Source organism: Bacteroides sp. K03 (assembly GCF_019734355.1).
Taxonomy (GTDB): Bacteria; Bacteroidota; Bacteroidia; order Bacteroidales; family Bacteroidaceae; genus Bacteroides; species Bacteroides nordii.
In genome coordinates this window covers 254,143-278,621 of record NZ_JAASHC010000002.1, presented here as the reverse complement: position 1 = coordinate 278,621, position 24,479 = coordinate 254,143, and the positions used below count along the sequence as shown (strand labels likewise).

General features: G+C 40.1%; 27 protein-coding genes. 20 read left to right on the top strand and 7 right to left on the bottom strand.

Translation table 11 applies throughout. The annotated features are described in order from the left end of the window. Nucleotides 1-7: 7 nt before the first annotated feature. The 6 genes from HCG69_RS02285 to HCG69_RS02260 all read left to right on the top strand — a co-directional run bounded on the left by HCG69_RS02285 (nucleotide 8) and on the right by HCG69_RS02260 (nucleotide 5,020). Nucleotides 8-478, top strand: a complete 471-nt coding sequence (locus HCG69_RS02285) for a hydrogenase iron-sulfur subunit (RefSeq protein WP_221648694.1) — start codon at nucleotides 8-10, stop codon at nucleotides 476-478. Then, nucleotides 462-1,262: a 4Fe-4S binding protein gene (locus HCG69_RS02280; protein ID WP_221648693.1), complete on the top strand. Its 801-nt coding sequence runs from the start codon at nucleotides 462-464 to the stop codon at nucleotides 1,260-1,262. The genes HCG69_RS02285 and HCG69_RS02280 overlap by 17 nt, the downstream gene beginning before the upstream one ends. Nucleotides 1,263-1,271: 9 nt before the next feature. Then, nucleotides 1,272-2,285 (top strand): 4Fe-4S dicluster domain-containing protein, encoded by a 1,014-nt coding sequence (locus HCG69_RS02275; RefSeq protein ID WP_221648692.1) that lies wholly within the window; start codon nucleotides 1,272-1,274, stop codon nucleotides 2,283-2,285. Further along, entirely contained in the window at nucleotides 2,278-3,120 is an 843-nt protein-coding gene (locus tag HCG69_RS02270) for an FAD/NAD(P)-binding protein (protein ID WP_221648691.1), read from the top strand. Before HCG69_RS02275 ends, HCG69_RS02270 begins: the two co-directional genes overlap by 8 nt. Nucleotides 3,121-3,355: 235 nt before the next feature. Next, the gene (locus HCG69_RS02265) at nucleotides 3,356-3,790 is read left to right on the top strand and encodes a LapA family protein (RefSeq protein ID WP_221648690.1); all 435 of its coding nucleotides are present in this window, start codon (nucleotides 3,356-3,358) and stop codon (nucleotides 3,788-3,790) included. Between the two features lie 15 nt (nucleotides 3,791-3,805). Next, the gene (locus HCG69_RS02260) at nucleotides 3,806-5,020 is read left to right on the top strand and encodes a sodium ion-translocating decarboxylase subunit beta (protein ID WP_221648689.1); all 1,215 of its coding nucleotides are present in this window, start codon (nucleotides 3,806-3,808) and stop codon (nucleotides 5,018-5,020) included. A 108-nt stretch (nucleotides 5,021-5,128) separates the two neighbouring features. On the opposite strand, the gene HCG69_RS02255 is transcribed toward HCG69_RS02260, so the two are convergent. The 4 genes from HCG69_RS02255 to HCG69_RS02240 form a co-directional block, all read right to left on the bottom strand. Next, entirely contained in the window at nucleotides 5,129-5,881 is a 753-nt protein-coding gene (locus HCG69_RS02255) for a copper homeostasis protein CutC (RefSeq protein WP_221648688.1), read from the bottom strand. Nucleotides 5,882-5,952: 71 nt separating this feature from the next. Further along, a complete protein-coding gene (gene rny, locus HCG69_RS02250; protein ID WP_002559711.1) occupies nucleotides 5,953-7,488 on the bottom strand; it encodes a ribonuclease Y in 1,536 nt (511 codons plus the stop codon). A 112-nt stretch (nucleotides 7,489-7,600) separates the two neighbouring features. Further along, nucleotides 7,601-7,891 carry a cell division protein ZapA gene (locus tag HCG69_RS02245; protein ID WP_221648687.1) on the bottom strand — a complete coding sequence of 97 codons (291 nt, stop codon included), beginning with the start codon at nucleotides 7,889-7,891 and terminating at the stop codon, nucleotides 7,601-7,603. A 12-nt stretch (nucleotides 7,892-7,903) separates the two neighbouring features. Then, on the bottom strand, nucleotides 7,904-8,197 hold the full coding sequence (locus tag HCG69_RS02240) for a hypothetical protein (protein ID WP_221648686.1): 294 nt from the start codon (nucleotides 8,195-8,197) through the stop codon (nucleotides 7,904-7,906). A gap of 619 nt (nucleotides 8,198-8,816) precedes the next feature. On the opposite strand from HCG69_RS02240, the gene HCG69_RS02235 reads away from it, so the two are divergent. The 5 genes from HCG69_RS02235 (at nucleotide 8,817) to HCG69_RS02215 (ending at nucleotide 11,706) form a co-directional block, all read left to right on the top strand. Next, on the top strand, nucleotides 8,817-9,395 hold the full coding sequence (locus HCG69_RS02235; RefSeq protein ID WP_221648685.1) for a hypothetical protein: 579 nt from the start codon (nucleotides 8,817-8,819) through the stop codon (nucleotides 9,393-9,395). A gap of 9 nt (nucleotides 9,396-9,404) precedes the next feature. Continuing rightward, nucleotides 9,405-10,184 carry a hypothetical protein gene (locus tag HCG69_RS02230; RefSeq protein WP_221648684.1) on the top strand — a complete coding sequence of 260 codons (780 nt, stop codon included), beginning with the start codon at nucleotides 9,405-9,407 and terminating at the stop codon, nucleotides 10,182-10,184. Between the two features lie 13 nt (nucleotides 10,185-10,197). After that, nucleotides 10,198-10,803, top strand: coding sequence for a hypothetical protein (locus HCG69_RS02225; RefSeq protein ID WP_002559716.1), 606 nt, complete (start codon nucleotides 10,198-10,200; stop codon nucleotides 10,801-10,803). Further along, nucleotides 10,796-11,080, top strand: coding sequence for a transcriptional regulator (locus HCG69_RS02220; RefSeq protein WP_002559717.1), 285 nt, complete (start codon nucleotides 10,796-10,798; stop codon nucleotides 11,078-11,080). The genes HCG69_RS02225 and HCG69_RS02220 overlap by 8 nt, the downstream gene beginning before the upstream one ends. Before the next feature lie 116 nt (nucleotides 11,081-11,196). Then, nucleotides 11,197-11,706, top strand: coding sequence for a cupin domain-containing protein (locus HCG69_RS02215; RefSeq protein WP_221648683.1), 510 nt, complete (start codon nucleotides 11,197-11,199; stop codon nucleotides 11,704-11,706). A 137-nt stretch (nucleotides 11,707-11,843) separates the two neighbouring features. Here HCG69_RS02215 and HCG69_RS02210 read toward each other — a convergent pair whose 3' ends face one another. After that, nucleotides 11,844-12,161 (bottom strand): hypothetical protein, encoded by a 318-nt coding sequence (locus tag HCG69_RS02210; protein WP_221648682.1) that lies wholly within the window; start codon nucleotides 12,159-12,161, stop codon nucleotides 11,844-11,846. 731 nt (nucleotides 12,162-12,892) lie between these two features. Between HCG69_RS02210 and HCG69_RS02205 the strand changes: the two genes are divergently transcribed. Together HCG69_RS02205 and HCG69_RS02200 are read left to right on the top strand one after the other, a co-directional pair. Further along, nucleotides 12,893-13,231 carry a TIGR04076 family protein gene (locus tag HCG69_RS02205; RefSeq protein WP_221648681.1) on the top strand — a complete coding sequence of 113 codons (339 nt, stop codon included), beginning with the start codon at nucleotides 12,893-12,895 and terminating at the stop codon, nucleotides 13,229-13,231. 113 nt (nucleotides 13,232-13,344) lie between these two features. Next, the gene (locus tag HCG69_RS02200; RefSeq protein WP_221648680.1) at nucleotides 13,345-13,911 is read left to right on the top strand and encodes a nucleosidase; all 567 of its coding nucleotides are present in this window, start codon (nucleotides 13,345-13,347) and stop codon (nucleotides 13,909-13,911) included. Here HCG69_RS02200 and HCG69_RS02195 read toward each other — a convergent pair. Further along, entirely contained in the window at nucleotides 13,878-14,240 is a 363-nt protein-coding gene (locus HCG69_RS02195) for a YbaN family protein (protein ID WP_221648679.1), read from the bottom strand. The genes HCG69_RS02200 and HCG69_RS02195 overlap by 34 nt on opposite strands. Nucleotides 14,241-14,354: 114 nt before the next feature. Here HCG69_RS02195 and HCG69_RS02190 point away from each other — a divergent pair, with 114 nt between their 5' ends. From HCG69_RS02190 to HCG69_RS02165, 6 genes are all read left to right on the top strand, one after another. Further along, nucleotides 14,355-14,687 (top strand): 6-carboxytetrahydropterin synthase, encoded by a 333-nt coding sequence (locus tag HCG69_RS02190; RefSeq protein ID WP_221648678.1) that lies wholly within the window; start codon nucleotides 14,355-14,357, stop codon nucleotides 14,685-14,687. After that, nucleotides 14,674-15,219 carry a radical SAM protein gene (locus HCG69_RS02185; protein ID WP_221648677.1) on the top strand — a complete coding sequence of 182 codons (546 nt, stop codon included), beginning with the start codon at nucleotides 14,674-14,676 and terminating at the stop codon, nucleotides 15,217-15,219. Before HCG69_RS02190 ends, HCG69_RS02185 begins: the two co-directional genes overlap by 14 nt. A gap of 59 nt (nucleotides 15,220-15,278) precedes the next feature. Then, nucleotides 15,279-16,019, top strand: coding sequence for a (Fe-S)-binding protein (locus HCG69_RS02180; RefSeq protein ID WP_221648676.1), 741 nt, complete (start codon nucleotides 15,279-15,281; stop codon nucleotides 16,017-16,019). Then, entirely contained in the window at nucleotides 16,016-17,401 is a 1,386-nt protein-coding gene (locus HCG69_RS02175) for a lactate utilization protein B (protein ID WP_221648675.1), read from the top strand. The genes HCG69_RS02180 and HCG69_RS02175 overlap by 4 nt, the downstream gene beginning before the upstream one ends. Next, the gene (locus tag HCG69_RS02170; RefSeq protein WP_007484505.1) at nucleotides 17,398-17,976 is read left to right on the top strand and encodes an LUD domain-containing protein; all 579 of its coding nucleotides are present in this window, start codon (nucleotides 17,398-17,400) and stop codon (nucleotides 17,974-17,976) included. Before HCG69_RS02175 ends, HCG69_RS02170 begins: the two co-directional genes overlap by 4 nt. Nucleotides 17,977-18,069: 93 nt before the next feature. After that, the gene (locus tag HCG69_RS02165) at nucleotides 18,070-18,942 is read left to right on the top strand and encodes a pyridoxamine kinase (protein WP_221648674.1); all 873 of its coding nucleotides are present in this window, start codon (nucleotides 18,070-18,072) and stop codon (nucleotides 18,940-18,942) included. 133 nt (nucleotides 18,943-19,075) lie between these two features. On the opposite strand, the gene HCG69_RS02160 is transcribed toward HCG69_RS02165, so the two are convergent. After that, entirely contained in the window at nucleotides 19,076-20,920 is a 1,845-nt protein-coding gene (locus HCG69_RS02160) for a VWA domain-containing protein (protein ID WP_221648673.1), read from the bottom strand. 441 nt (nucleotides 20,921-21,361) lie between these two features. Here HCG69_RS02160 and HCG69_RS02155 point away from each other — a divergent pair, with 441 nt between their 5' ends. Next, complete coding sequence (locus HCG69_RS02155; RefSeq protein WP_221648672.1) at nucleotides 21,362-24,457, top strand: TonB-dependent receptor; 3,096 nt, start codon at nucleotides 21,362-21,364, stop codon at nucleotides 24,455-24,457. Nucleotides 24,458-24,479: the final 22 nt, after the last annotated feature.

The following is a 24,479-nucleotide window of genomic DNA, read 5'->3' as shown; positions in this document are numbered from 1 at the left end:
ACAGGCTATGAACGAAAATAAAACTGAATTTGAACCCCGGATTGTTGCCTTTGTCTGCAACTGGTGTACGTACGCCGGAGCAGACCTCGCGGGAACAAGCCGTTTGAAATATGCCACAAATGTGGAAATAGTACGTTTCCCATGTACGGGACGCATTGACTTTATGCTGCTGCTGAAAGCCTTTGCAGGAGGTGCCGATGGAATTATCGTCTCCGGTTGTCATCCTAATGATTGCCACTATACTTCCGGTAACTTCCATGCCCGTCGTCGCTGGATTGTATTCCGTGGATTGTTGGATTTTCTGGGCATTGATGTACGTCGTATCCGTTATTCCTGGGTGTCGGCTGCCGAAGGAGCCAAGTGGGCGGACCTGGTGAATAGTACAGTAGCAGAAATACGTGAACTGGGACCTTATGAAGAGTATCAGAAAGTTACAAACTATTTGGGAGAGGAGACTATCAATGAGTGCGTTAACTGAAAAAGCGGCAGCATTGCTGTCCGAAGGTATTGTAACCAAAGTGATAGGTTATGAAGAGGGAAATAAGAAACCCCGTCCTTTTTTTTGTGAAAGTGCCGAAGATGCACAACGCCTCATCTATGATAGTCGTTGCATAAATAACCTGGCTGTATATCTGACTAAACCGGAACTGTTGGGAACCGGAAAAGTAGCAGTAGTAGCCACTATTCCGGTATTGCGCAGTATTGTTCAACTCTCAGTAGAACACCAGTTGAAAGAAGATAATTTTGTTTTTCTTACGGTGAATCAGAAGGGGGAAGTGATCGAATTTTCAGGTTTTGATGCAATGAGCGAATACCTGGTTCAGTTTCAATATGCAATGGAACAGAAGGAACAGGAAATGATTCTCAAACTGGAGGGGATGACCCGTGAGGAACGTTGGGCTTTCTGGATGCAGGAACTTTCTCAATGTTTCAAATGCTATGCCTGCCGGGCAGCCTGTCCTTTGTGTTATTGTACACGTTGTATTGTTGAGGTGAATTGTCCTCAATGGATTCAACCCTGGGCTGCTCCGATAGGGAATTTTGAATGGCAGATAAATCGTGCTATGCACCTTGCCGGACGTTGTACTGGTTGTGGTGCTTGTGGTGAAGCCTGTCCGGTAGGTATTCCGATACATCTTCTGACTCATAAGATGATGGAGGATATCGGAAGTGAGTTCGGACTTACTCCCGGACAAACTGCTCAGAATGGGAATGTACTCTCTACATTCAATGTGGGGGATAAGGAGAACTTTATACATTAAATTGCAGTCATGGAAAATCTACATATAAGTAAGAATAGCCTTGAACAGTGGCTGAACCAGATGTTGAAAAAAGGAATGCGTGTACTCGCTCCCGTACAGCACGGAGATAAAATAGACTTCCGGCAAATTACTTCACCGGATGAGGTGGCAACAGACTATGTACAGACTACTCAATCGGTAAAACGGGTTGTTTTTCCGACAGCCGAAGTGTTGTTCTCTTATCATAAAGAAGGCAAAGATACTACGCTGAAAGATTCTAATCCCGATGCTCTCCCTGAAACGGTGTTATGGAAAATCCGTCCTTGTGATGCTGCCGGCTTTGCCCCGCTTTCCGGGATATTTAATTGGGATTATAAAGATAAACTTTATAATGCACGGCGTGCTAAAACTACGCTGATCAGCTTTAGTTGCTCCCGTTGTGATGAGTCCTGTTTTTGTACTTCGGTGAACGGAGGACCGGGAAATACCAACGGAAGTGATATACAGGTAACACTCCTGCCTGATGGAAGTGCTTTTGTGGAGATATTGACAATGAAAGGAAAGGCACTGGCAAAACTCTATATTGTAGAATTTGAACCTGCCGGTGATATCGATAAAGATAAATATTTAGCTACCGTTACAACACATTTCACTCCCGAAGTAATTCGTGAGAAACTTACTGATGCCTTTGATAGTCCGGTTTGGAAACAACAGTCGGAACGTTGTTTAGGATGCGGAGCCTGCGCTTTTGTATGTCCTACTTGTGCCTGTTTTGATATTCAGGAAGATGCCAAAGGATCATCCGGCAGACGTATCCGTTGTTGGGATTCATGTGGCTTTTCTCTCTTTACACAACATACCTCCGGGCATAATCCGCGTCCTACGCAAAGTACCCGTTGGCGTCAGCGGATATTACACAAGTTTTCTTATATGCCCGAGAGGATACACGAAACAGGTTGTACAGGGTGTGGACGTTGTTCCCGTGCCTGTCCTGTAGATATGAATATACTTGAACATTTAATTTCTATTGCCAATCATGAATGAGCAGTCAAACATATATCTTCCACACTTGATGGTGGTGGAAAAGATAACCCGGGAAGCTCCGGGAGTCAAAACTTTCCGGTTGAGATTTAAGAATGAAGAGGAAGGGCGAAACTTTCACTTCAAAGCCGGACAGTTTGGTGAGTATTCTGCTTTTGGTGAAGGAGAGTCTACCTTTTGTATTGCCTCTTCTCCTACGCGTGAGGGATATATAGAATGTACTTTCCGCCAGGCGGGAAGGGTGACTACCGGGTTATCTAAACTTGAAGAAGGAGTAACGGTGGGCTTTCGGGGACCTTTCGGAAATACATTCCCCATAGATGAATGGAAGGGTAAGAATCTGTTGTTCGTAGCCGGTGGTATTGCACTTCCTCCTATGCGTTGTGTCATCTGGAATGCTTTGGATACACGGGAGAATTTTAAAGATATTACGATTGTTTATGGTGCAAAGTCTGTCAACGATCTGGTATATAAAGAAGAACTGAAGGAGTGGGAGAGTCGTCCGGATGTCAATCTGATTACTACGGTTGATCCGGGAGGCGAAACATCCGACTGGAAAGGTAAGATTGGTTTCGTTCCTTCGGTTCTGGAAGCAGCAGCTCCCGATAGTGAGAATACGGTGGCTATTGTCTGTGGTCCTCCGGTGATGATTAAATTCACTTTTCCGGTATTGGAGAAGTTAGGTTTTAAAGACGAGAATATTTATACCACCTTGGAAAACAGAATGAAGTGTGGTGTAGGTAAGTGCGGACGTTGTAATGTCGGGAAACTTTATGTTTGTAAGGACGGCCCGGTATTCACGAAAGCAGAATTGAATGATATACCTCCCGAATATTAATTGGTATCCGGGGATAAAAGATATTGTAGTTCCGTTGTGATAACGGGATAAGCATCATATAAGGACAAGATGTAACCGAAGTGATTCAGGCAGTGCATCAGCCGATTGCCTTTATGTGGATGAATGAGGAAAGCCCAATGGAATTAAAAGAATTTCATGTGTGTCTAAATAATGGTTTACCATTGGGCGCCTCTTCTTTACTTTGAAACGAACTAATAACTTAAAATATATTACTATGTTAAAATTATTATTAGCCACTTTTGCCATGATGGGACTTACGTTCGTCATAGGCTTTTTGGTAGCTGCAGTGATAAAACTTATTGCAAGTGCAGCCGATTCACTCGATTTCTATAGCTCTCATCAGGTAGAACTCCAACGATTGCGGCGTTTAAAGAAAGTACGTCAGAATGTGGAGCGTTTGTTGTGGCACAATGCCATAGCTGAACAGGATGGTTCGGGCGATAAACGGGAAGATTACAGTCGTGGTATTAATCGGGATATCATTCGTTACCACGGATATTATCATGGGGTAAGTCCGGGTGCATCCGATGATAATCTGTTGGAGTATTATTACCCTGAAGATACCCACATCGTTTATCTTGAAAAACGAGAAGAAATGCTCCAACAGCATAAAGATAACAGTAAGAAATCATCTGCCAATACCAAATAATAAACTTATCATATCATGGAAAATATAGACTTTATGAGCTTGTTCCAAGGAGTGGGAACAATGATGGAGAGTGGCTGGCTACTCGCAAGTGCCCGTGTGTTTCTTGTCGCTTTAGGTTTTCTGCTTATTTATCTGGGCTGGAAAGGTGTGCTGGAACCGATGGTAATGATACCGATGGGATTGGGAATGGTAGCTATCAACTGTGGTACGCTGATAATGCCGGACGGTACATTGGGAAACTTATTTCTCGATCCGATGCTCTCAGATACAGATGAGTTGATGAATACCATGCAGATTGACTTTTTGCAACCGGTTTATACATTGACTTTCAGTAATGGATTGATAGCCTGTTTTGTGTTTATGGGTATCGGTACGTTGCTTGATGTAGGTTTTCTGCTCCAGAAACCATTTGCAAGTATATTTCTGGCATTGTGTGCTGAGCTGGGTACTTTCCTAACCGTTCCTATTGCTTCTGCTTTGGGACTGACGCTTAAAGAGAGTGCTTCGGTAGCTATGGTTGGCGGAGCAGACGGACCAATGGTGCTCTTTACTTCACTGGCACTGGCAAAGCATCTGTTTGTTCCTATCACAGTAGTAGCTTATCTCTATTTGGGGTTGACGTATGGTGGGTATCCTTATTTAGTAAAACTAATGGTTCCCAAACGTCTGCGTGCTATTAAGATGACTACAAAGAAGGCCCCTAAAAATTACGATGCAAAAGTAAAACTGGCTTTCTCTGCTATTCTGTGCGCAGTGTTGTGTTTCTTATTTCCGGTAGCATCTCCTTTGTTTTTCTCTTTATTTATAGGTGTGGCTGTGCGTGAGTCCGGGATGAAGCATATTTATGACTTTGTGAGTGGCCCGTTACTGTATGGTTCTACTTTTATGCTTGGATTGTTACTGGGGGTACTTTGTGATGCCCATTTGTTACTTGATCCAAAGATTCTGAAATTGCTGGTTTTAGGTGTTATCGCCCTGCTTTTCTCTGGCATAGGAGGCATCTTGGGAGGGTATGTTATGTACTTTATCAAAAAGGGTAATTATAATCCGGTGATTGGTATTGCTGCTGTAAGTTGTGTGCCGACAACTGCAAAAGTAGCACAGAAGATAGTAAGTAAAGACAATCCTAACTCTTTTATTCTTGGTGATGCTTTAGGAGCCAATATCTCCGGCGTCATCACCTCTGCTATCATAACTGGTATCTATATAACGATTATACCATACTTGTAAGATAGGGGGGGAGTGATTAGTGATAAGTGATTAGTAGTTAGTGATTAGTGATAAGCGAGTAGTGATAAGTAAACTGCGCCATCGTATTGCCATGGTACTAATCACTTATCACTTATCACTACTCACTGCTTTTATCGTCTTTTCCACCCTTTCTGCGGTAGTTATCTGTTTGGTGTATTCGTCAATTTGTACTGTTCCTCCCATTGAAACGGTAGGGTTTTGGTATTGCATGCCACTGATCACTGTTTCCCGTGCCGAGAAGTGGAATTCTTCAATTCCTGTTTCTGAGGCAATACGTGCTATGTTTTTTTCGTTTACACCACAGCCGGCAAGTAGGATAATCCGTCCGGCAGCTTGTCTCCGGAGCTCTTTTAATAAAGGAATCCCGGCTTCTGCGGTTGCTTGTTGTCCGGAAGTCAGTATGCGGTTACAACCTGATTCTATAATTTCTTCCAATGCTTTCTGTGGATTACGGCATACATCGAAAGCCCGGTGAAAGGTAACCGATAACCCGTCAGCAGCTGCTACCAACTCCTTCATTAAAGGCATGTCAACTTCTCCGTCTGGTGTCAGACAGCCCAATACAATACCATCTGCACCTGTTTTCTTTACCATTTCTATATCCCTCAACATCGTTTTCACTTCTAAGGGTGAATAGAGAAAATCACCTCCCCGAGGACGGATTATTACGTGGAGTTTGATATGCAATAGTTCCCGTGCAACAACAATTTCACCATACGAAGGCGTTGTTCCTCCTTCCGGTATTCCGGCACACAACTCTACGCGGTCTGCTCCACCTTGCTGTGCAGCCAGGCAACTCTCTACCGAGTTGGTACATATTTCGAATTTATACTTTCTCATAGCAGGAAAACGTTATTAAAAAAGGGCGAATTGCTTCGCCCTTATCTTGATATTCTTCTTTATTCGTTTTTTTATTTAGCAAAGCTAACCGCACGTGTTTCACGGATTACGGTAATCTTCACCTGTCCCGGATAAGTCATTTCGTCCTGTATCTTCTTCGCAATTTCACCCGACAGGCTTTCTGTTTGCTTATCGTCAATCTTATCTGCACCTACGATAACGCGAAGTTCGCGTCCCGCTTGGATGGCATAAGTTTTTGTAACTCCCGGATAGGCCATAGCCAATTGCTCCAGGTCGTTGAGACGTTTGATGTACGCTTCTACAATTTCGCGGCGTGCTCCCGGACGTGCACCGGAGATAGCATCACACACCTGTACGATCGGAGCGAGCAAGCTTGTCATTTCCGTTTCGTCATGGTGAGCACCGATAGCATTGCAGATATCCGGTTTCTCTTTGAATTTCTCGGCTAACTTCATACCAAGTAATGCGTGTGGCAATTCTGGTTCTTCATCAGGCACTTTACCTATATCGTGCAATAGTCCGGCACGTTTTGCTTTTTTGGGGTTCAAGCCCAGTTCCGATGCCATTACAGCACAGAGATTCGCAGTTTCGCGAGCGTGTTGCAGCAAGTTCTGACCATAAGAAGAGCGGTATTTCATCTTACCGATGATACGGATCAATTCCGGATGTAATCCGTGGATACCGAGGTCAATAGTGGTACGTTTACCGGTTTCGATGATTTCTTCTTCAACCTGTTTGCGTACTTTGGATACTACCTCTTCAATACGTGCAGGATGGATACGTCCGTCGGTTACCAACTGGTGCAAAGCAAGGCGGGCTATCTCACGACGTACAGGGTCAAATGCAGAAAGAACGATTGCTTCCGGAGTATCATCTACTACGATTTCTACACCTGTAGCAGCTTCCAGTGCACGGATATTACGTCCTTCGCGACCGATAATACGTCCTTTGATTTCGTCAGATTCAATGTGGAATACGGTTACAGAGTTTTCAATAGCTGTTTCCGTAGCTACCCTCTGAATAGACTGTATCACAATGCGTTTTGCTTCTTTACTGGCTGTCAGCTTGGCATCGTCCATGATATCATTGATATAGGACTGTGCCTGTGTTTTGGCCTCTTCTTTCAAAGATTCTACCAGGCGTTCTTTTGCTTCTTCGGCAGACAAACCGGAAAGTGCTTCCAGCTTTTCTATCTCCTGATGTTGCAGTTTGTCCAGTTCTTCTTTCTTCTTATCAACAATTCCCAGTTGAGCTTCCAGATTTTCTCTTACGGCGTCAGCTTCTGCTTTCTTACGCTGAATCTCTTCCTGACGTTGACTTAATACCATTTCGCGCTGTTTCAGTTTATTTTCAGCCTGCTGAATTTTTTGGTTACGTTGCGCTACTTCTTTTTCCAGATCTGCCTTTTTGTTGAGGAATTTCTCCTTAACTTCCAGCAATTTGTTTTTCTTTATCACTTCCGCTTCGGTTTCCGCCTCTTTCAAGACGTTATCGTATTTGGCCTTTAGTCCGTATCGGAATAATACGTATGACAATATGCCACCTACGATGAAGCAAGCAATGGATGCTACTATTGTTACTAACATTGTAATTTAATTTAAGTATAAATAAAAACGCACCGCAAATACGAGGAAATTCTTTCTCCCGAGTATCTTGCAGTGCGTGGGTTTTCTATAAATTTGTTGATAGGGCGTGTTTTCACTCACCCTTGAAATACTCTTCGAGCATTTCCGTCAATTCTTCTATCTTCTCTGTATACGGACCGGTATCGTTACGTTGCCTTAGTTTTATATTCTCCTGTGAAAACTGATAGGCTACCATAGCTATTAATTTCTCAGGTTCCAGGCTTTTGTAATGCTCCCGATAAGCATTGAGCTTGATATTTACCTGTTTGGCTGCTTCTCTCATCAATTCTTCCTCGTCACGATTGATTGTGATAGGATAATATGAGTCTGCAATTTGCAGGTTTATCTTTATTTTATCGTTCATACATCTCTTCTTTTATTCATTCAACAGAGCGATGCATTTGTCGACTTCACGCACTAATTTAGACAATCGCAGCTTTGTCTCTTTTACATCGCTGCCGTTAAGGCTGATTGCCGTAGCTGTTTTTAGGTTCGTGTAGCTTGTTTCCAATTCTTTATATTCAGCCAGTATCCTTTCATTTTCTTTCTTCTCCTCTTCGAGAAGTTGCTTAAGTTCAGCATTTTCACGCTTTAATTCATCGTGAAGATAGATTAAATGCCGTAGTCTCGCTTCAAAGGTACTTAATAGCTTTTTTGCTTCTTCTGTCATTACTACACCAAAATTGTACACAAAAATACAATTAAGTCTGAGATTACAAAAACTTTTCTGCAGAAATTAGTCGTTTGGGGCGAAAATAGCTATTAGATGGATGTTTACTATCGGAGTTAAGTAGAGACAAAGTGCATACTTTTTAGTGGTTCGTTCTTTATATCCTGCTATCATTAACTTCTGAAGTCTGCTATCAAAACATGGGGATGTTCTTATTGAAAACATCCCCATGTTGTAGTGTATAACATCCGGGTGTTTTACTTTCTTACTACACGAGCTATACTTGTAATAAACTGGTATACAGTTGCTAATAAAGTATGTTATTGAGTGTAGTTTAAACCTATACTTAATCGCCCTCTTTATTGTTACTGAAATTGGATGAACTAATATTTCTATAAATTAATTTATTAAATAGTTTGGTTTATAAAATAAACTACTTATGTTTGCATCGGATTTAAATCTTTGATGCAATGTATTTAATTCGTTTATTAAATCAGAAAATACGATGGAAGACATTATTTTGAAAATATTGGGAGTTTGGTGTGCTATGGTTATCGTAGCCTTATATTATAGTTTTGAGTACAACAGGTAGTTGAATAATTTAAAGGACATAAGATATATGGAAAACAAAAAACTGAATGAGAAAGAAAGTTTAGAGCTTATTTCTCAAATGATTCAAAACACGCGGACAAGAGTTGAAAAGGACGGTGGTACTCCTTTTTTGATATGGGGGTATGGAACAGTGATTATTTCATTACTGGTATGGTATATGGTTGCGTCGACCGGAAAGTATGAGTGGCAATATTTATGGTTTCTTTTGCCGGCTATCGGATTTCCTGGCACTCTTTGGGTGAGCAGAAAGAATGAATCGGCTGTAAAGACTTATATAGATCGGGTTGTAAGCTATATCTGGATTGTATTTGGGAGTGCTGGTTTTTTGGTATCTTGTGTTTCTATTGTCTATCCTCTTCCTATTTTGTTTATTATTCTTTTGCTTATGGGAATGGGAGTGATATTGACCGGAATGCTGATACACTCTAAAATAGCACTGATAGGTGGTCTGCTGGGGGTGCTATCTTCTTTGGGATGCATTTGGGTAACAGGTGTAAATCAGATACTTGCTTTTGCTCCTGCTTTCATCTTTATGATGATTATTCCCGGACATATGATAAATTACAGTACAAATATAAGGAAATAAGAAGGGGAAATGATTATGAAAGATACTTCGACACGTTTCGAGCGTTTTTGCACTTCCTGGAAATTCTTTCTGGTACTGATAGTCTTGCAGTTTATATTAATGCCGATAGCCACTAAAGGTTTTCGCTTTGAAGAGATGGGGCAGATTATTTTTACTACACTGGGACATGCTTTGATAAACCGCTTTTATCCTTATTCCTTTATATTTCAGTGGATGGCACTTGCATTGATTGTAGCCTTGCTGTTTTTTAGAAATAGAATCGGGCGTTTTTTCTCGGCTTATGTGGGGGCCTGTTATTTGTTGTATGCAGTTATTCAGAGCATAGCCATTACCAATAAATATGGAGTCAGCGTGGTAACGGTTAATCTGGTAATGATGTCATTTGTTGCTTTTGTCTGGTTTCGGGATTGCTGGAAGGGGGAGAATGAGTATGATTTTTCCAATCTCAATTGGAGAACATCATGGCTGATTCCTGTAGCTTTTTTCTGCTTATGGTTTCCTATGGATTTGTTGAATGTGAAACCGGATTTTAATCCGGCCTATCTCTTTTCGGGCTATGCATCGCTGGCTTTTTGCCCAATGACTCCTGTGTTTCTGACATTGCTTACGCTATGTCGTCCCCGAATTAATATGACTACTTACAGGGTGACAGCAATGGTAGGACTCATTATCGGAGTTTATAATATAGGGCAATTTGCTTCCCCTGCGGGTTTTTATTTAGGAATGTATCATTTACCTTTGTTGCTTGTTTCTTTATATGCATTGTTGAGTAGCAAACGGCTGAAATAAATAGTTAAGAAAAATGGAAGATAAGAAATTGAATGAACAAGAGAGCCTGGCGCTGATAGCACAGATGATTCAAAATAGTAAAAAAGGTTTGGTAGTAGGAAGTGGTAACTCCTTTTTGTTCTGGGGATATTTAACGCTTGCCGTTTCTATTGCAATTTTTGTATTACTTTATTTCACAGGAAGTCAGAGTTGGTTCTGGCTTGGAAGTGTCATTCCGGTAATAGGATGTTTGTATATCTGGTGGATGTCCCGGAGAGATGGGAAAAGAACTATGAGTTATGTCGATAAAGTGATTTCTAATGTATGGCAAATAGTGGGGGGAACTTGTGCCATTATTGCTCTGTTGGCCTTGAATTATGGAAACAACATTGCTATATTACCTCTGCTGTTACTTGTGTTATCCGTTGGTGCAGGCATAACAGGCTCTGTCATTCAGGAAAAGTCATTCTATAACTGTGCCGCTTTTGGTATCGCTATTTCTTTGGGTATGCTTTTTAATATTAACACCATCGTAGAAGGTCCTTTACCTCAGGTTTTTGCTTTTGCCCTTGCTATTGTAGTGGTGATGATCATTCCGGGACATATTGTCAATCATAAAGCAAAGAGAAACAATGTTTAAAGAACTGAATCCGTTACTCCATTCCGAACTTCGCCTGGCGGTGATGTCGTTGCTTATTTCTGTAGAGGAAGCGGACTTTGTCTATATCCGTCAGCAGACAGGAGCTACGGCAGGGAATCTGAGTGTGCAGATTGATAAACTGAACAAAGCGGGTTATGTGGAAGTGACAAAGACTTTTAAAGGGAAGATGCCGTGTACTATCTGTAAAATTACGCCGCAAGGGGTAGATGCTTTTGAAGAGTATGTGGAGGCGTTGAAGAGCTATATTATAAAGTAAATAATTTCTAACGGAAGTTGTACTGATACAATATAGTTATTAATGTAATAGTTTATTATTTTCAGATTTGAATTAATCCCCACATACAGATTAATAATTTAATAAAGAAATAACTTATGGCAACAATTCTGAAATCAACCGAGAGAGAGTTTAAAGAGAATGAAAACAGAATAGATAACTTCAGATTATTTACTGATATCTCCAGGATGAGTAAAGGAGTAGAACCTCAAAATTTAAACTTTGATTTGCGCCGGTTAAATCCCGGGCAATATTGTTCGGCATATCATTATCATAGATTTGCAGAAGAGTTATTTATGATAATTTCGGGTGCTGCTACTTTGAGAACTCCTAAAGGTCTGGAAGTTGTGAACAAGGGAGATCTTGTGTTTTTTGAAAAGGGTGAAACAGGGGCGCATCAACTGTATAATCACACTACAGAACCTTGCGTTTATTTGGATATACGAACTTTCTTGGGATACGATGTGTGTGAATATCCGGACTCAAATAAGATATATCTTGTTCCATCGGGAGAGATATTTGATAAGGATATTCAATTAGGTTATTTTGATGGAGAAGAGAATATTAAAAGTAAGTGGGAGGAAATGGAAACTAACTACGTAATATGAGACATGCACAAGCGTGAAGCATTCTGATATAACAATGTACTAAAAAACAATCGCCGTTCCTCACAACTTGAAATAACGTGAGTGAACGGCGATTTCTCTAAAGATAGGTTAGGATCAGATTAAATTGAGATAATTCTTTATGTGTCCTTTATAAATAGACGAATGCGATCAAGTATTAGTTCCAGAAATTTTTCTGTAACATTATTTTTTGTATTTGTTAGAATGGATATTTTATTCTTATTATATTTTTGCCTGTCAGATTCTGCCAGTTTTACGGCGAACTGTAGTAAACAATATGCGCATTCTAAATCTGCAAGGCCGAATTTGTTCCAATCAAAAGTGTCTAATCTTTCATAGAGATTTTGTAGAAATGTATAAACATCTTCAGACGTTTCCATATCTTTTTTTGCAGAGCAGGGACATGGGTACTCATTATCATAAATCCTTTTTTTCATGGTATTGTTTGTTTCTGAGAATTGTCTATTCTGTCGAATAATTCTTTCCAGCACATTGCTCGAATTGCATCTTTGTCAGTTAATCTGGAACGTTCCCTCTCTGAGATTTTCATGTGTAAGTTTGAAATTATGTCGTCTTGTTGCTCAATGTGTATCCACATGAAAGCAATAATGGTGAGAATATAATGAACAACAGTGTAACTGTCGTACCAACAGTATAGTACTTTTCTTTAGATAAATAAAAAATGTGCCCCATATATACTTCTTTTAAAGTTTTAATTGGGGCATAAAAAAACGCACCCAATCCAATATAGTCCACCTTGGGTGCTGCAAACAACCCGAATACACTTATACTGAACGGGTGCGCATATCGTTGTAAAACAACATACGAATCCCTGTTCAGCTCAGGTGTATTCATTTAAAAAATTGCAGCTTTTAGGTGAACACTAAACTGAATAAAAATGATACTTTATTTAAGCATCACTGCAAATATAGCGAAAAGAAAATACATTGCAATAGAATGAAGTATTTATTCAGAAATTTCAATCAAAAGAATGATGCATTCGGATATATCCGTTATCCGATGTGTGATAAACTGTTTTTTATTTATAATGCCTTTTATCTGATTGTTAAAATTATAATTTCTAAAATAAGAAATTAATTTCACTATCTTTGTGGAAATAACGAACTGTTTTTCTCTATGTAGAATACAATAGTAAATGGGAATAAATATGAAACGCTGTAAGATAACGATTTTAAAAACAACTCTTAATGAAGAACTGGCTAAAGAATATGCCGGTCCGGATTTTACAAAATGTCCGATGATGAAGGAAGGACAAGTGTTTTATGCGGATTATGCTAAGCCCGAAGGTTTTTGTGATGAGGCGTGGAAAGCAATTTATCAATATGTATTTGCTTTGGCACATGGTTCCGGTATCTTTTATTATGGAGACTGGGTAACTAAAGAAGGAGTTGCTATTTGTTCGTGCAATGATGGGCTACGACCTGTGATTATAAAGGTAGAACGGACGGATGAAGAAGCTGAGATTAATTATGAGCCTGTAAAATAGATAATTCAAATTTCGTACTGTTCTATTTTTAGTTAAACAGGTTCTTTTCTCATGTATCTGCTAACTTAATGAAAAGAAGTGTTATATGACAAAATAAAGAAAATAAATATAGTATGTTGAAAATATTAGTAACCTACGCCGTACAAGGCGAATTTGCGGAGATTAAATGGCCCGATGTGGAAGTGTATTATGTGCGTACCGGTATTGGTAAAGTAAAAGCAGCTTTTCATCTGGCCGAAGCAATTCGTCAGGTAGAGCCGGATATTGTGATAAATATGGGTACAGCAGGGACAATCAATCATCAGGTAGGAGATGTATTTGTTTGCCGCCATTTCATTGATCGGGATATGCATAAACTTGCAGGATTGGGATTAAGTTATGAGTTGGATACCTCTGCATTGCTTGAGCAGAAAGGTTTCTGTCGGCATTGGACTGAATCGGCTACCTGTAATACCGGTGATAGTTTTCTTACCGAATTGACCGATATTGAAGGAGATGTGGTTGATATGGAAGCCTATGCACAGGCGTTTGTTTGTACTTCCAAAGAGATCCCTTTTATTTCAGTGAAATATGTATCGGACGTGATTGGACAGAACTCTGTAAAACATTGGGAAGACAAACTGGCTGATGCCCGTACCGGATTATCTCATTTCTTTAATGTTTTGAAAGAAAGTATATGATAGGTAACTCCTGAAGCAATCAGAAATAGTAGTATCTTAACCCATACCAATGGGATGAGGAAAAAGATGCAATAAAGCATAGTGCCCCACATTAGTAGTAATGAGATGATTTTTGCCCGTAACGGTATTGCCTTGTTTTCGCGAAAATTACGAATATAAGGGCCGAGGTGTTTCTGATTCAGTAACCATTGATACAAACGTGGTGACCCTTTGAAATAGAGTGCCGCAGTAAGCAACAGGAAAGGGGTTGTGGGGAGCAGTGGTAGAAAAATACCCAGAATGCCCAGTGCCAGTGATACAGTTCCTAAAATGATACAGATAGTTTTCATTCTGCAAATGTAGAAAAAATAACGATGTTTGCAGAATGGAAATATGATTTTGTATTACCTTTGCCCCTGCATCGAGGTGACATTAGATGCAGGACTTTTTAAATATATATGACGATGTATACAGTAATTAAACGCCTGGAAGTGTCGGCTGCGCACAGCCTGAACCTTTCATACAGCAGCAAATGTGAGAATCTTCATGGTCACAATTGGGTTATCACAGTCTACTGTCGCTCTGCGGAACTCAATGCCGATGGGATGGTAGTGGATTTTAGCCATATCAAGAAGGCTGTAAAAGAAAAGCTGGATCACCAGAATCTGAATGAAGTACTTCCTTTTAATACTACCGCTGAGAATATAGCCCGTTGGGTTTGTGAACGAGTTCCGCATTGTTTTAAGGTAGAAGTACAGGAATCTGAATCAAACACGGCTATCTATGAGAAAGATTAATGAAATTTTTTATAGTCTGCAAGGTGAGGGGTATCATACAGGTACCCCTGCTGTTTTTGTCCGTTTCTCCGGATGCAATTTGAAGTGTAGCTTTTGTGATACCCGCCATGAAGAAGGTACGATGATGACGGATGAAGAAATCATAGCTGAAGTGAAAAGATATCCGGCAGTTATGGTGATACTTACCGGAGGTGAACCTTCTCTGTGGATTGATGATAATTTTATTGATCTTTTACATCAGGCAGGGAAGTACGTTTGTATTGAAACGAATGGTACTCGTCCGCTGCCGGATTCTATCGACTGGATAACTTGTTCGCCCAAGCAGGGTGTAAAATTAAGCTTAAACAAGATAGATGAAGTGAAAGTTGTCTATGAAGGACAAAATATTGACGTTTATGAGTTACTTCCCGCCGAACATTTTTTCCTCCAACCTTGTTCTTGTAGTAACACCGCATTGACGGTGGACTGCGTGATGCGACATCCCAAATGGAGACTAAGCCTGCAAACGCACAAACTGATAGATATTCAGTAGCCATGAGTTACAAGTTATCGGCTCGTAATTCATAGCTCATAACTAATAACTGACTAATTATGAAAGTAGGTTTATTTATTCCTTGTTACATTAATGCTATTTATCCTGATGTGGGGGTGGCATCGTATAAACTTCTGAAGAGTTTGGGGGTAGATGTTGATTATCCGTTAGATCAGACATGCTGTGGACAACCGATGGCAAATGCGGGGTTTGAGGACGAAGCCTCTAAACTGGCGCTTCGTTTTGATGATCTGTTTAAACAGTACGATTACATTGTAGGTCCTTCCGGGAGTTGTGTGGCTTTTGTCAAATTGAATCATCCGGGTATCCTGGCGAAGGAAGGGCATCAGTGTGAAAGTGCTGGCAAAATTTATGATCTTTGTGCTTTTATTCATGATGTGATTAAGCCCGAAAAACTGAAAGCCCGTTTTCCGCATAAAGTGAGTATCCATAATAGTTGTCATGGTGTGCGCGAACTCATGTTATCTGCTCCGAGCGAGCTGAATATTCCTTACTTTAATAAACTGCGCGATCTCCTTCAGCTGGTTGAAGGAATAGAAATCTTTGAGCCCAGTCATGTAGATGAATGCTGTGGTTTCGGTGGTATGTTTGCTGTCGAAGAGCAGGCCGTATCTGTCTGTATGGGCCGTGATAAGATAAGGCACCATATGGAAACCGGAGCGGAATATATTACCGGAGCCGATAGTTCTTGTCTGATGCATATGCAAGGCGTTATCGAACGTGATAAACTGCCTGTTAAAATTATTCACGTAGTAGAAATCTTAGCGTCGCAATTATGAGTACCAAACATGCAAAGGCTGCCGAGAAATTCTTAGAGAATCCTGTAATGGCAGCGTGGCACAATGAAACCCTTTGGATGGTTCGTGCCAAACGAGATAAGATGAGCAAAGAGGTCCCCGAGTGGGAAGATTTGCGGGAAAAGGCATGTGAGCTGAAACTTTATTCTAATAGCCACCTTGACGAGCTTCTGGTAGAGTTTGAGAAGAATGCGACTGCCAATGGTGCTATCGTTCATTGGGCGAAAGATGCCGATGAATACTGTGCTATTGTTTATGAGATTCTTAATAGTCATGGGGTACACCGTTTTGTGAAAAGTAAATCCATGCTTGCCGAAGAGTGCGAACTCAACCCTTTCCTTATAGAGAGAGGTATTGATGTTGTGGAATCCGATCTTGGTGAACGTATTCTGCAATTGATGCATTTGCCACCGAGTCATATCGTGTTGCCTGCCATTCATATTAAACGTGAACAGGTAGGTGAGCTCTTTGAGAAGGAGATGGGGACGGAGAAAGGCAATTTTGACCCTACTTATCTGACACATGCTGCGCGTAAGAATCTGCGAAATATATTTCTGAATGCGGAGGCTGCCATGACAGGAGCCAACTTCGCCGTAGCTTCTACCGGAGATATTGTGGTATGTACTAACGAGGGGAATGCTGATATGGGAACCTCTTGTCCTACACTGAATATTGCTGCATTCGGTCTTGAAAAGATAGTTCCTGATATGGAGTCATTGGGAGTATTTACCCGGTTATTGGCTCGTTCGGCTACCGGACAGCCTGTGACTACTTATACTTCGCATTATCGTAAACCTCGTGAAGGGGGTGAATATCATATTATCATTGTGGATAATGGACGTAGTGAGATTCTTGCCCATCCCGATCATATCAAGACATTGAACTGTATTCGTTGTGGTGCTTGTATGAATACTTGTCCGGTATACCGTCGTAGTGGTGGTTATTCGTATACGTATTTTATTCCCGGTCCTATCGGTATCAATCTGGGGATGGCACACAATCCGGAGAAGTATTATGATAATCTTTCGGCCTGTTCACTCTGTATGTCTTGTTCTGATGTTTGTCCGGTAAAAGTAGATCTTGCCGAGCAAATTTATAAATGGCGTCAGATACTCGATAAAATTGGAAAAGCGGATACCGGAAAGAAGATCATGTCTGGCGGAATGAAGGCATTGATGGATCGGCCTGTGTTGTTTAATGCAGCTTTGTGGGCAGCTCCGGTGGTCAATCATTTACCACGTTTCATCAAGTATAATAATCTCGATGCATGGGGGAAAGGGCGTGAACTTCCGAAATTTGCCGGTGAGTCATTCAATGAGATGTGGAAGAAGAATAAAGTACAAGGAAAGGAGGATACGAAATGAGTAGCAGAGAAGAAATATTAGCCAATATTCGCAAGAATACGCAAAAGCGTTTTGACTATCCGGAGTGGCAAATAAAGACAACGGTCTATCCTGATGTGGTAACTGAATTTTGTGAAATGACTCGTGCAGTAGGTGGTGAGGCGATGCTTCTGGGAAAAGAAGAAGATGTCAATGCTGTCATCCGCCGAACCTATCCTGAGGCTACACGTATTGCTTCGGATTTAGATGAAGTGACTTGTGCTACATTCAATCCTGATGAATTAGATCGTGCACAAGATCTGGATGGTACGGACATAGCTGTAGTAGCAGGAGAATTGGGTGTTGCTGAAAATGCTGCTGTATGGATACCCCAGACAGTAAAGTATAAAGCCCTTTACTTCATAGCAGAAAAACTGGTGATAATTCTTGATCGTAACCGGATTGTCAGCAATATGCATGAGGCTTATGAAATAGTAAAAAATGAAAAATATGAATTCGGTACATTTATCTCCGGCCCTTCCAAAACAGCTGATATAGAGCAGGCTTTGGTGATGGGAGCACATGGGGCAAGAGATGTGCTGGTTATTCTTAAATAATGTACCAATGTGCAATGCGGCATGATTTATCGTCTGTTGATAGCGCGGCCAATTGGCACATTGGCATATTAGCACATTGAAAAATTAGTATCTATGTATGCAAATAAAGTAAAGAAAGTAGTTGCTGTTCATGACCTTTCGGGAGTTGGAAGGGTATCTCTTACAATTGTTATTCCCATTCTTTCGTCTATGGGTTTTCAGGTATGTCCGTTGCCTACGGCTGTATTATCAAGTCATACACAATATCCCAGTTTCTCATTCCTTGATTTGACGGAAGAGATGCCTAAGATTATCTCCGAATGGAAAAAACTGGGTATGCAGTTTGATGCTTTTTATACAGGATATCTCGGCTCTCCGCTTCAGATACAAATTGTGTCGGACTTCATTGACGATTTTCGTCAACCGGAGAGTCTTGTGGTAGTAGATCCTGTTTTGGGTGACAATGGTAAACTGTATGCCAACTTTCATGATTCTATGATAAAGGAGATGCGCCAGCTGATAACTAAAGCTGATGTCATCACTCCTAATCTTACTGAATTATTTTATTTGCTCGATTTACCATATAAAGAACAGAATACAGATGAAGAGCTGAAATCTTATCTCCGTCAACTTTCAGATCAGGGACCGGAGGTAGTGATTATTACCAGCGTCCCTGTGCTGAACGATATCCATAAGACGTCTGTATATGCCTATAATCGTTCCGGGAATCGTTTTTGGAAAATAACCTGTCCTTATCTACCGGCCCATTATCCGGGAACGGGAGATACTTTCACCAGTGTTATTACTGGAGCTTTATTACAAGGTGACAGCCTGCCTATTGCTCTTGATCGTGCTACACAATTTATCCTTCAGGGTATCCGTGCTACATTTGGTTACGAGTACGATAATCGTGAAGGTATTCTTCTGGAAAAAGTATTACATAATCTTGATATGCCTATTCAGAGTAGTAGTTATGAGCTTATTTGACAAGGAAGTAGATGACTTAAAAGTCTCATAAAGTTATTAATATGTAACTTTAGAAACGCAGATTAACGCTAATTTACGCAAAGATTAAATTTGCGAAAATTAGCGTTAATCTGCGTTCGCTCTTATTGATACTTTATTGTTTCAATCCATCTGCTGTTTCTACCAGTCTGAGGAATTCCCTTCGATACCCTCTTTCATCATTATCCAATGCTGTTTTTGCCATTGCGATAACCTGTGCATATGTTGCATCTCCTTTAAAGTCAGAATCGCGAAGTAACTGCCCGAACATGGCTACTGCCGTAGCAAAACGGAAATCAGAGGATACATTGTTTCCCTTATTATCAACAAGTGGGAGTTCTAATTTCTTGCTGATATCTTCGTCCGGTGCTTTATAGCGCAATTTGACTGTAAGTAGTTCTTTTGAACCAGTTGTTGGCTGGAGAGCAGGTTTTACCTTCTTCTGATACTTCAAATCATCCACCTTGTTCACGAAATTACTTTCCACACCTACGGGTACTACTTCATAAAAAGCAGTTACTGAATGTCCGGCTCCCATTTCACCGGCATCTTTTGCGTCATTATTAAAATCTTCATCTTTCAATAGGCGGCTCTCGTAACCGATGAGGCGGTATGCTTGCACTTGAGATGGATTAAATTCTATTTGTAATTTTACATCTTTGGCTACTGTATGCATAGTAGCTCCAAACTCATTTACCAATACCCTGTTGGCTTCTTGCAGATTATCAATATAGGCATGATTCCCATTTCCTTTTTCAGCAAGTATCTGCATTTTACTATCTTTATAGTTACCCATGCCGTAACCTAAAACAGTGAGGTATACACCACTTTTTCTTTCCTGTTCAATCAGATTTTCCAGACCTTCGTTAGAAGATAACCCTACATTAAAATCGCCGTCCGTACAAAGTATAATACGATTGTTTCCTCCCTTCACAAAATTCTTTTTCGCAATTTTATACGCAAGTTTTATACCTTCGCCTCCGGCTGTAGAACCTCCGGCAGTCAATTCATCAATCGCTTCACGGATTTTCTGCTTATCACTTCCGCTGGTTGACGGCAAACGCTCTCCTGCTGAACCGGAATAAACAACGATAGCCACTCTATCTGCATCGCGCAAATTGTTTACTAATAGTTTGAGAGAAGACTGAACTAATCCCAGCCGCTGTGGTCCGTACATGGATCCCGATACATCAATTAAGAAAACGAGATTGGATACCGGAAGCTTTTCGGTAGGAATTTCTTTAGCTTTTAACCCGATGCGTACTAAGCGGTGATTTTTATTCCATGGGCAAGAACCTACCTCAGTAGTGATTTTTACCGGATCTTTACTCGTAGGTTGGGGATAATTATACGAGAAATAGTTTATTAACTCTTCTGTGCGGATAGCATCAGCAGGCGGTAGTTCACCTCTGTTTAGATAACGGCGCATATTACTGTAAGAGGCGGCATCTACATCGATAGAAAAAGTTGATAATGGATTTTCGTTTACTTTTTTGAAACCGTTTTCTTCAATGTTTTTATATTCTTCCGTATTCATATCGTAGGCATAGGCCCTTCTTGTCATTATTCCAGGCATAATGTTCGATACAGCACCACACATGCTTACCTGTTTTTGCATGCCATAACCTACTACAACACACTCTTCAAGTATCTGACTATTTGCCTGCATGGTGATATTCAGCCGTTCAGAAGTAACTTTCACTGTTTGTGTTTCATAACCAATGTAGGAGAATATCAGCTTTTCACCTTTATTAGCACGGATTGTATATTCGCCGTCTACATTGGTTATTGTACTACGCGTAGTTCCTTTTACCAGTACCGTGCATCCTGTAATGCCAAAACCGTCTGCGGCGTCGGTCACTTTACCCTTTACTGTGAGTGTCTGTGCATTTACTGTTCCCAAAGAAATGATTGCTATCAGCAATCCCAGCATCATTGCTTTTAATTGATTTGTTTTCATACATTTTATTGTTTTAATGTGATACATAAATCCGATGTTTTACTCTATAGATACTATTAGTGGAAAGATTCCATAAATGTCTTCTTCTTTTTTTTAATTTATTTCTAAAAAAGATTTCTTGGATGGACGCGAATGCTTGATGAGCCCATATATTACATCTATTTATAGAGTTGAGAATACTTATACTTTCTTTTTTTTATTTATCGTAAGATTGTCCATGTTTATAGTATATTTCTCCATTGTGTACTCCTATGCGTTCGCCTAATTTTGCATATGTGAAATAGATTTTATGTTATCAATAGTTTATTGAGAAACAGCAAAGTATAAAACTACGATTTGATAACAGTCTGATCTAATTCTATTTATTGGCTATGTATTTGTTTGGTAGCCGATGACAGGATATTAATATAAAATTCATTTAATTATTAATCTTAATGTATTATGAAAAGAAACAGATTAATTTGGTTTTTCTCCCTGTTATTTTGTTGTACTCTATTAGCTGCTCAAAAAGTGACAGTTGAAGGGACTGTTACAGGATTTCCTGATTCTGAAGTGCTAATGGGAGCAAGTGTTTCTGTAAAAGGTACTACTCAAGGTACTATTACAGACCTGGATGGAAAGTATTCACTTTCCGTAGCAGCTGATGCTACATTGGTATTCAGTTACCTTGGATATGAAACGAAAGAGGTTGCTGTAAAAAACAGATCATTAATAAATGTCTCTTTGAAAGCAGATGCTCAGGATTTGGAAGAAGTAGTAGTGGTTGGTACTATTCTGAAGAAGAGTGATTTGACTGGTGCTGTCTCAAGTGTGAGCGCCAAAGTATTGGAAGAGAAACCGGTTACTAACATTAATCAGGCATTGCAAGGACGTGTTGCTGGTGTATTTATTTCCAATGCTGCTAAACCTGGTGATGACGCAACGATTAAAATCCGTGGTATTAATACTATTAATGGAAGTACTGACCCTATCTATGTAATAGATGGCCAGGTTATGGATAACTTCGGAGGTGGGTTTAATTCAGTCAACTTGAATGACGTTGCTTCTATTGAGGTATTGAAAGATGCATCTGCTACGGCCCTGTATGGTTCTCGTGCTTCCAACGGTGTGATTTTAGTTACAACTAAAAAAGGTAAAAACGGTATCGGAAAAGTTACTTATGATGGTTGGGTCGGTTTTCAGACAGATGCTAAACTTCCCAAGACTATGGGAACAAAAGACCTTTTTGAGTTGAGAAAAGATGCAGCGATGAACTCCTTTACTGCACGTCATCCGGGAGCAACTGAAGATGAAATCAATGCATTTCTGAATAATCGGGTAATGAAACCTTATTCAAAAGACGGATCAGGAGGATATGTTTTTGCTCAATATGAGTTTGATGCTTATAATAATAATGATAATTATAATTGGCTGGATGCGGTGACCCGTACTGGTGTAGAACAAAATCATGCATTGAGCTTTAGCGGAGCTTCCGAAAAAGGTGCTTATTATTTTAGTTTAGGCTATTCTAATAAAACCGGAATGGTTGAAAATCTTGGAGATAAAAGATATAGTGGACGTATTAATTCAGATTATGCGATAAAATCCTGGTTAAAAGTTGGTACCAATACAGCATTTACACATACTGATTCTGATATTTTCTCAGATGATGGTGTTTATGATAAAGCTCGTGGTGCGAATCCGATGTTACCTATTAATTCTGAGATTTATACGTTGAACTATGGTGGAGTACAGGATGACAATTACTTCAATCCGATTCGTACCTTAAAAATAGAAAATAACCGTAGACGTAATCGGTTATCTTCTACTAATTTCTTGAATATCAATCCTATTAAAGGACTGAATATTCGTACTTCATTCTCTATTGACTATTTTCAGGAAGATCGTTTCAAATACACTCCGAAGGATATTCAGGAATCTATTCGTTATTCACAAGATGGTCAGGCCGAACATACACGTGATCAAAGAATGACTTGGCAATGGGATAACTCTATCTCTTATGACCGTGCATTTGGCGAACATAAGATTAATGCTCTCTTTAGTACCAGTGCTACTCAAACGAATCGTGATTATACGTATGCAACCGGTAAAGGTTTTGGTACTGATAAGTTCTCTTATTATAATATAGGATCTTCCTATAAAACAGACGAACGTTCTATCGGATCTGACTTTGTTACATCTACCTTGATGTCATATGTAGTACGTGCCAATTATAATTATGCAAGTAAGTATTATCTGACTGCAACGGCCCGTTATGACGGTTCTTCTAAGTTTGCCGAAGGTAAACGCTGGGGGCTGTTCCCTTCTTTCTCTGCAGCATGGAATATAGCAGAGGAGAACTTTATGAAGGAACAAGATGTGCTTAGCCAGTTGAAACTACGTTTGGGATATGGTTTGGTAGGTAATCAGAATATTGATGATTTTGCATTTTATACACTTTACGATGCCAAATTAGAAGATGGCAAAGTAACTTATGTACCTAAAGGACGCCGGGGAACAAAAGATATTACCTGGGAATCTCAGAGACAGTTTAATGTGGGAGTGGATATGGGATTCTTGAACGGACGTATTACTGCATCATTGGATGCATTCGTGATAAAGAATAAGGATTTGCTGATGACACGTTCCCTGCCATTAACTTCTGGCTTTAGCTCGGCTGTAGAAAATATCGGAGCTATTGAAAATAAGGGTATTGAGTTTTCAATGAATGCTAAATTGATTGAAACCAGAGATTTCTTGTGGAATTTTTCTGCAAATATTTCTGCTGATAAGAACAAGGTTACGCAGCTTTATGGAAACAATGATGCTATTTACAAAATTGATGATAATCGTAACATGCAGAAAGAGGGTAATCTGTTCTTAGGTGAATCCCGTAATACAATCTACATCTGGAGAACTGGTGGTATTGCTCAGGTGATAGATATGGATCGTTTGAAGAATATTGATTTCTCAGGACGTCAGGTTAATCCCGGAGATCTCTATCCGCTGGATGTGAATGACGATAAAGTGATTGATGATAAAGACCGTGTGATTGTAGGTTCTCCTGATCCTAAGTTTTATGGCGGTTTTTCTACAGACTTATCTTATAAAGGAATTACGCTGAATGCTGTCTTCAACTACTCTTACGGAGCCAAGAAACTAAGTCCTTACTATGAATCATTAATCACAAGCCGGGGTACAGGAGTTGCTTCTGTTGATTTGGTTGATCGTTGGAGTCCGGAAAACACAGATGCAAAATTCCCCCGTCCTATCTATAATGACCCTACGGATACCGAAACAATGTACTATAACACATTCTCCGCCAGTCAGATGGATTTCTCCGTACAGAATGCTTCATACTTACGTTTGTCTACATTGAGTTTAGCATATACATTCCCTAAGACAATTGTGGAAAAGATGAAGATTGGAAATTTACGGGTTTATTCAACCATTTCCAATGTGTTCTGCTGGACCTCTTATAAAGGTTATGATCCGGAAACCGGAGATTGGTATCCTCCTACAAGAATGTTTGTTTTTGGCTTGAGTGTTTCATTGTAAATAGTCTTCACACAGGTATTTA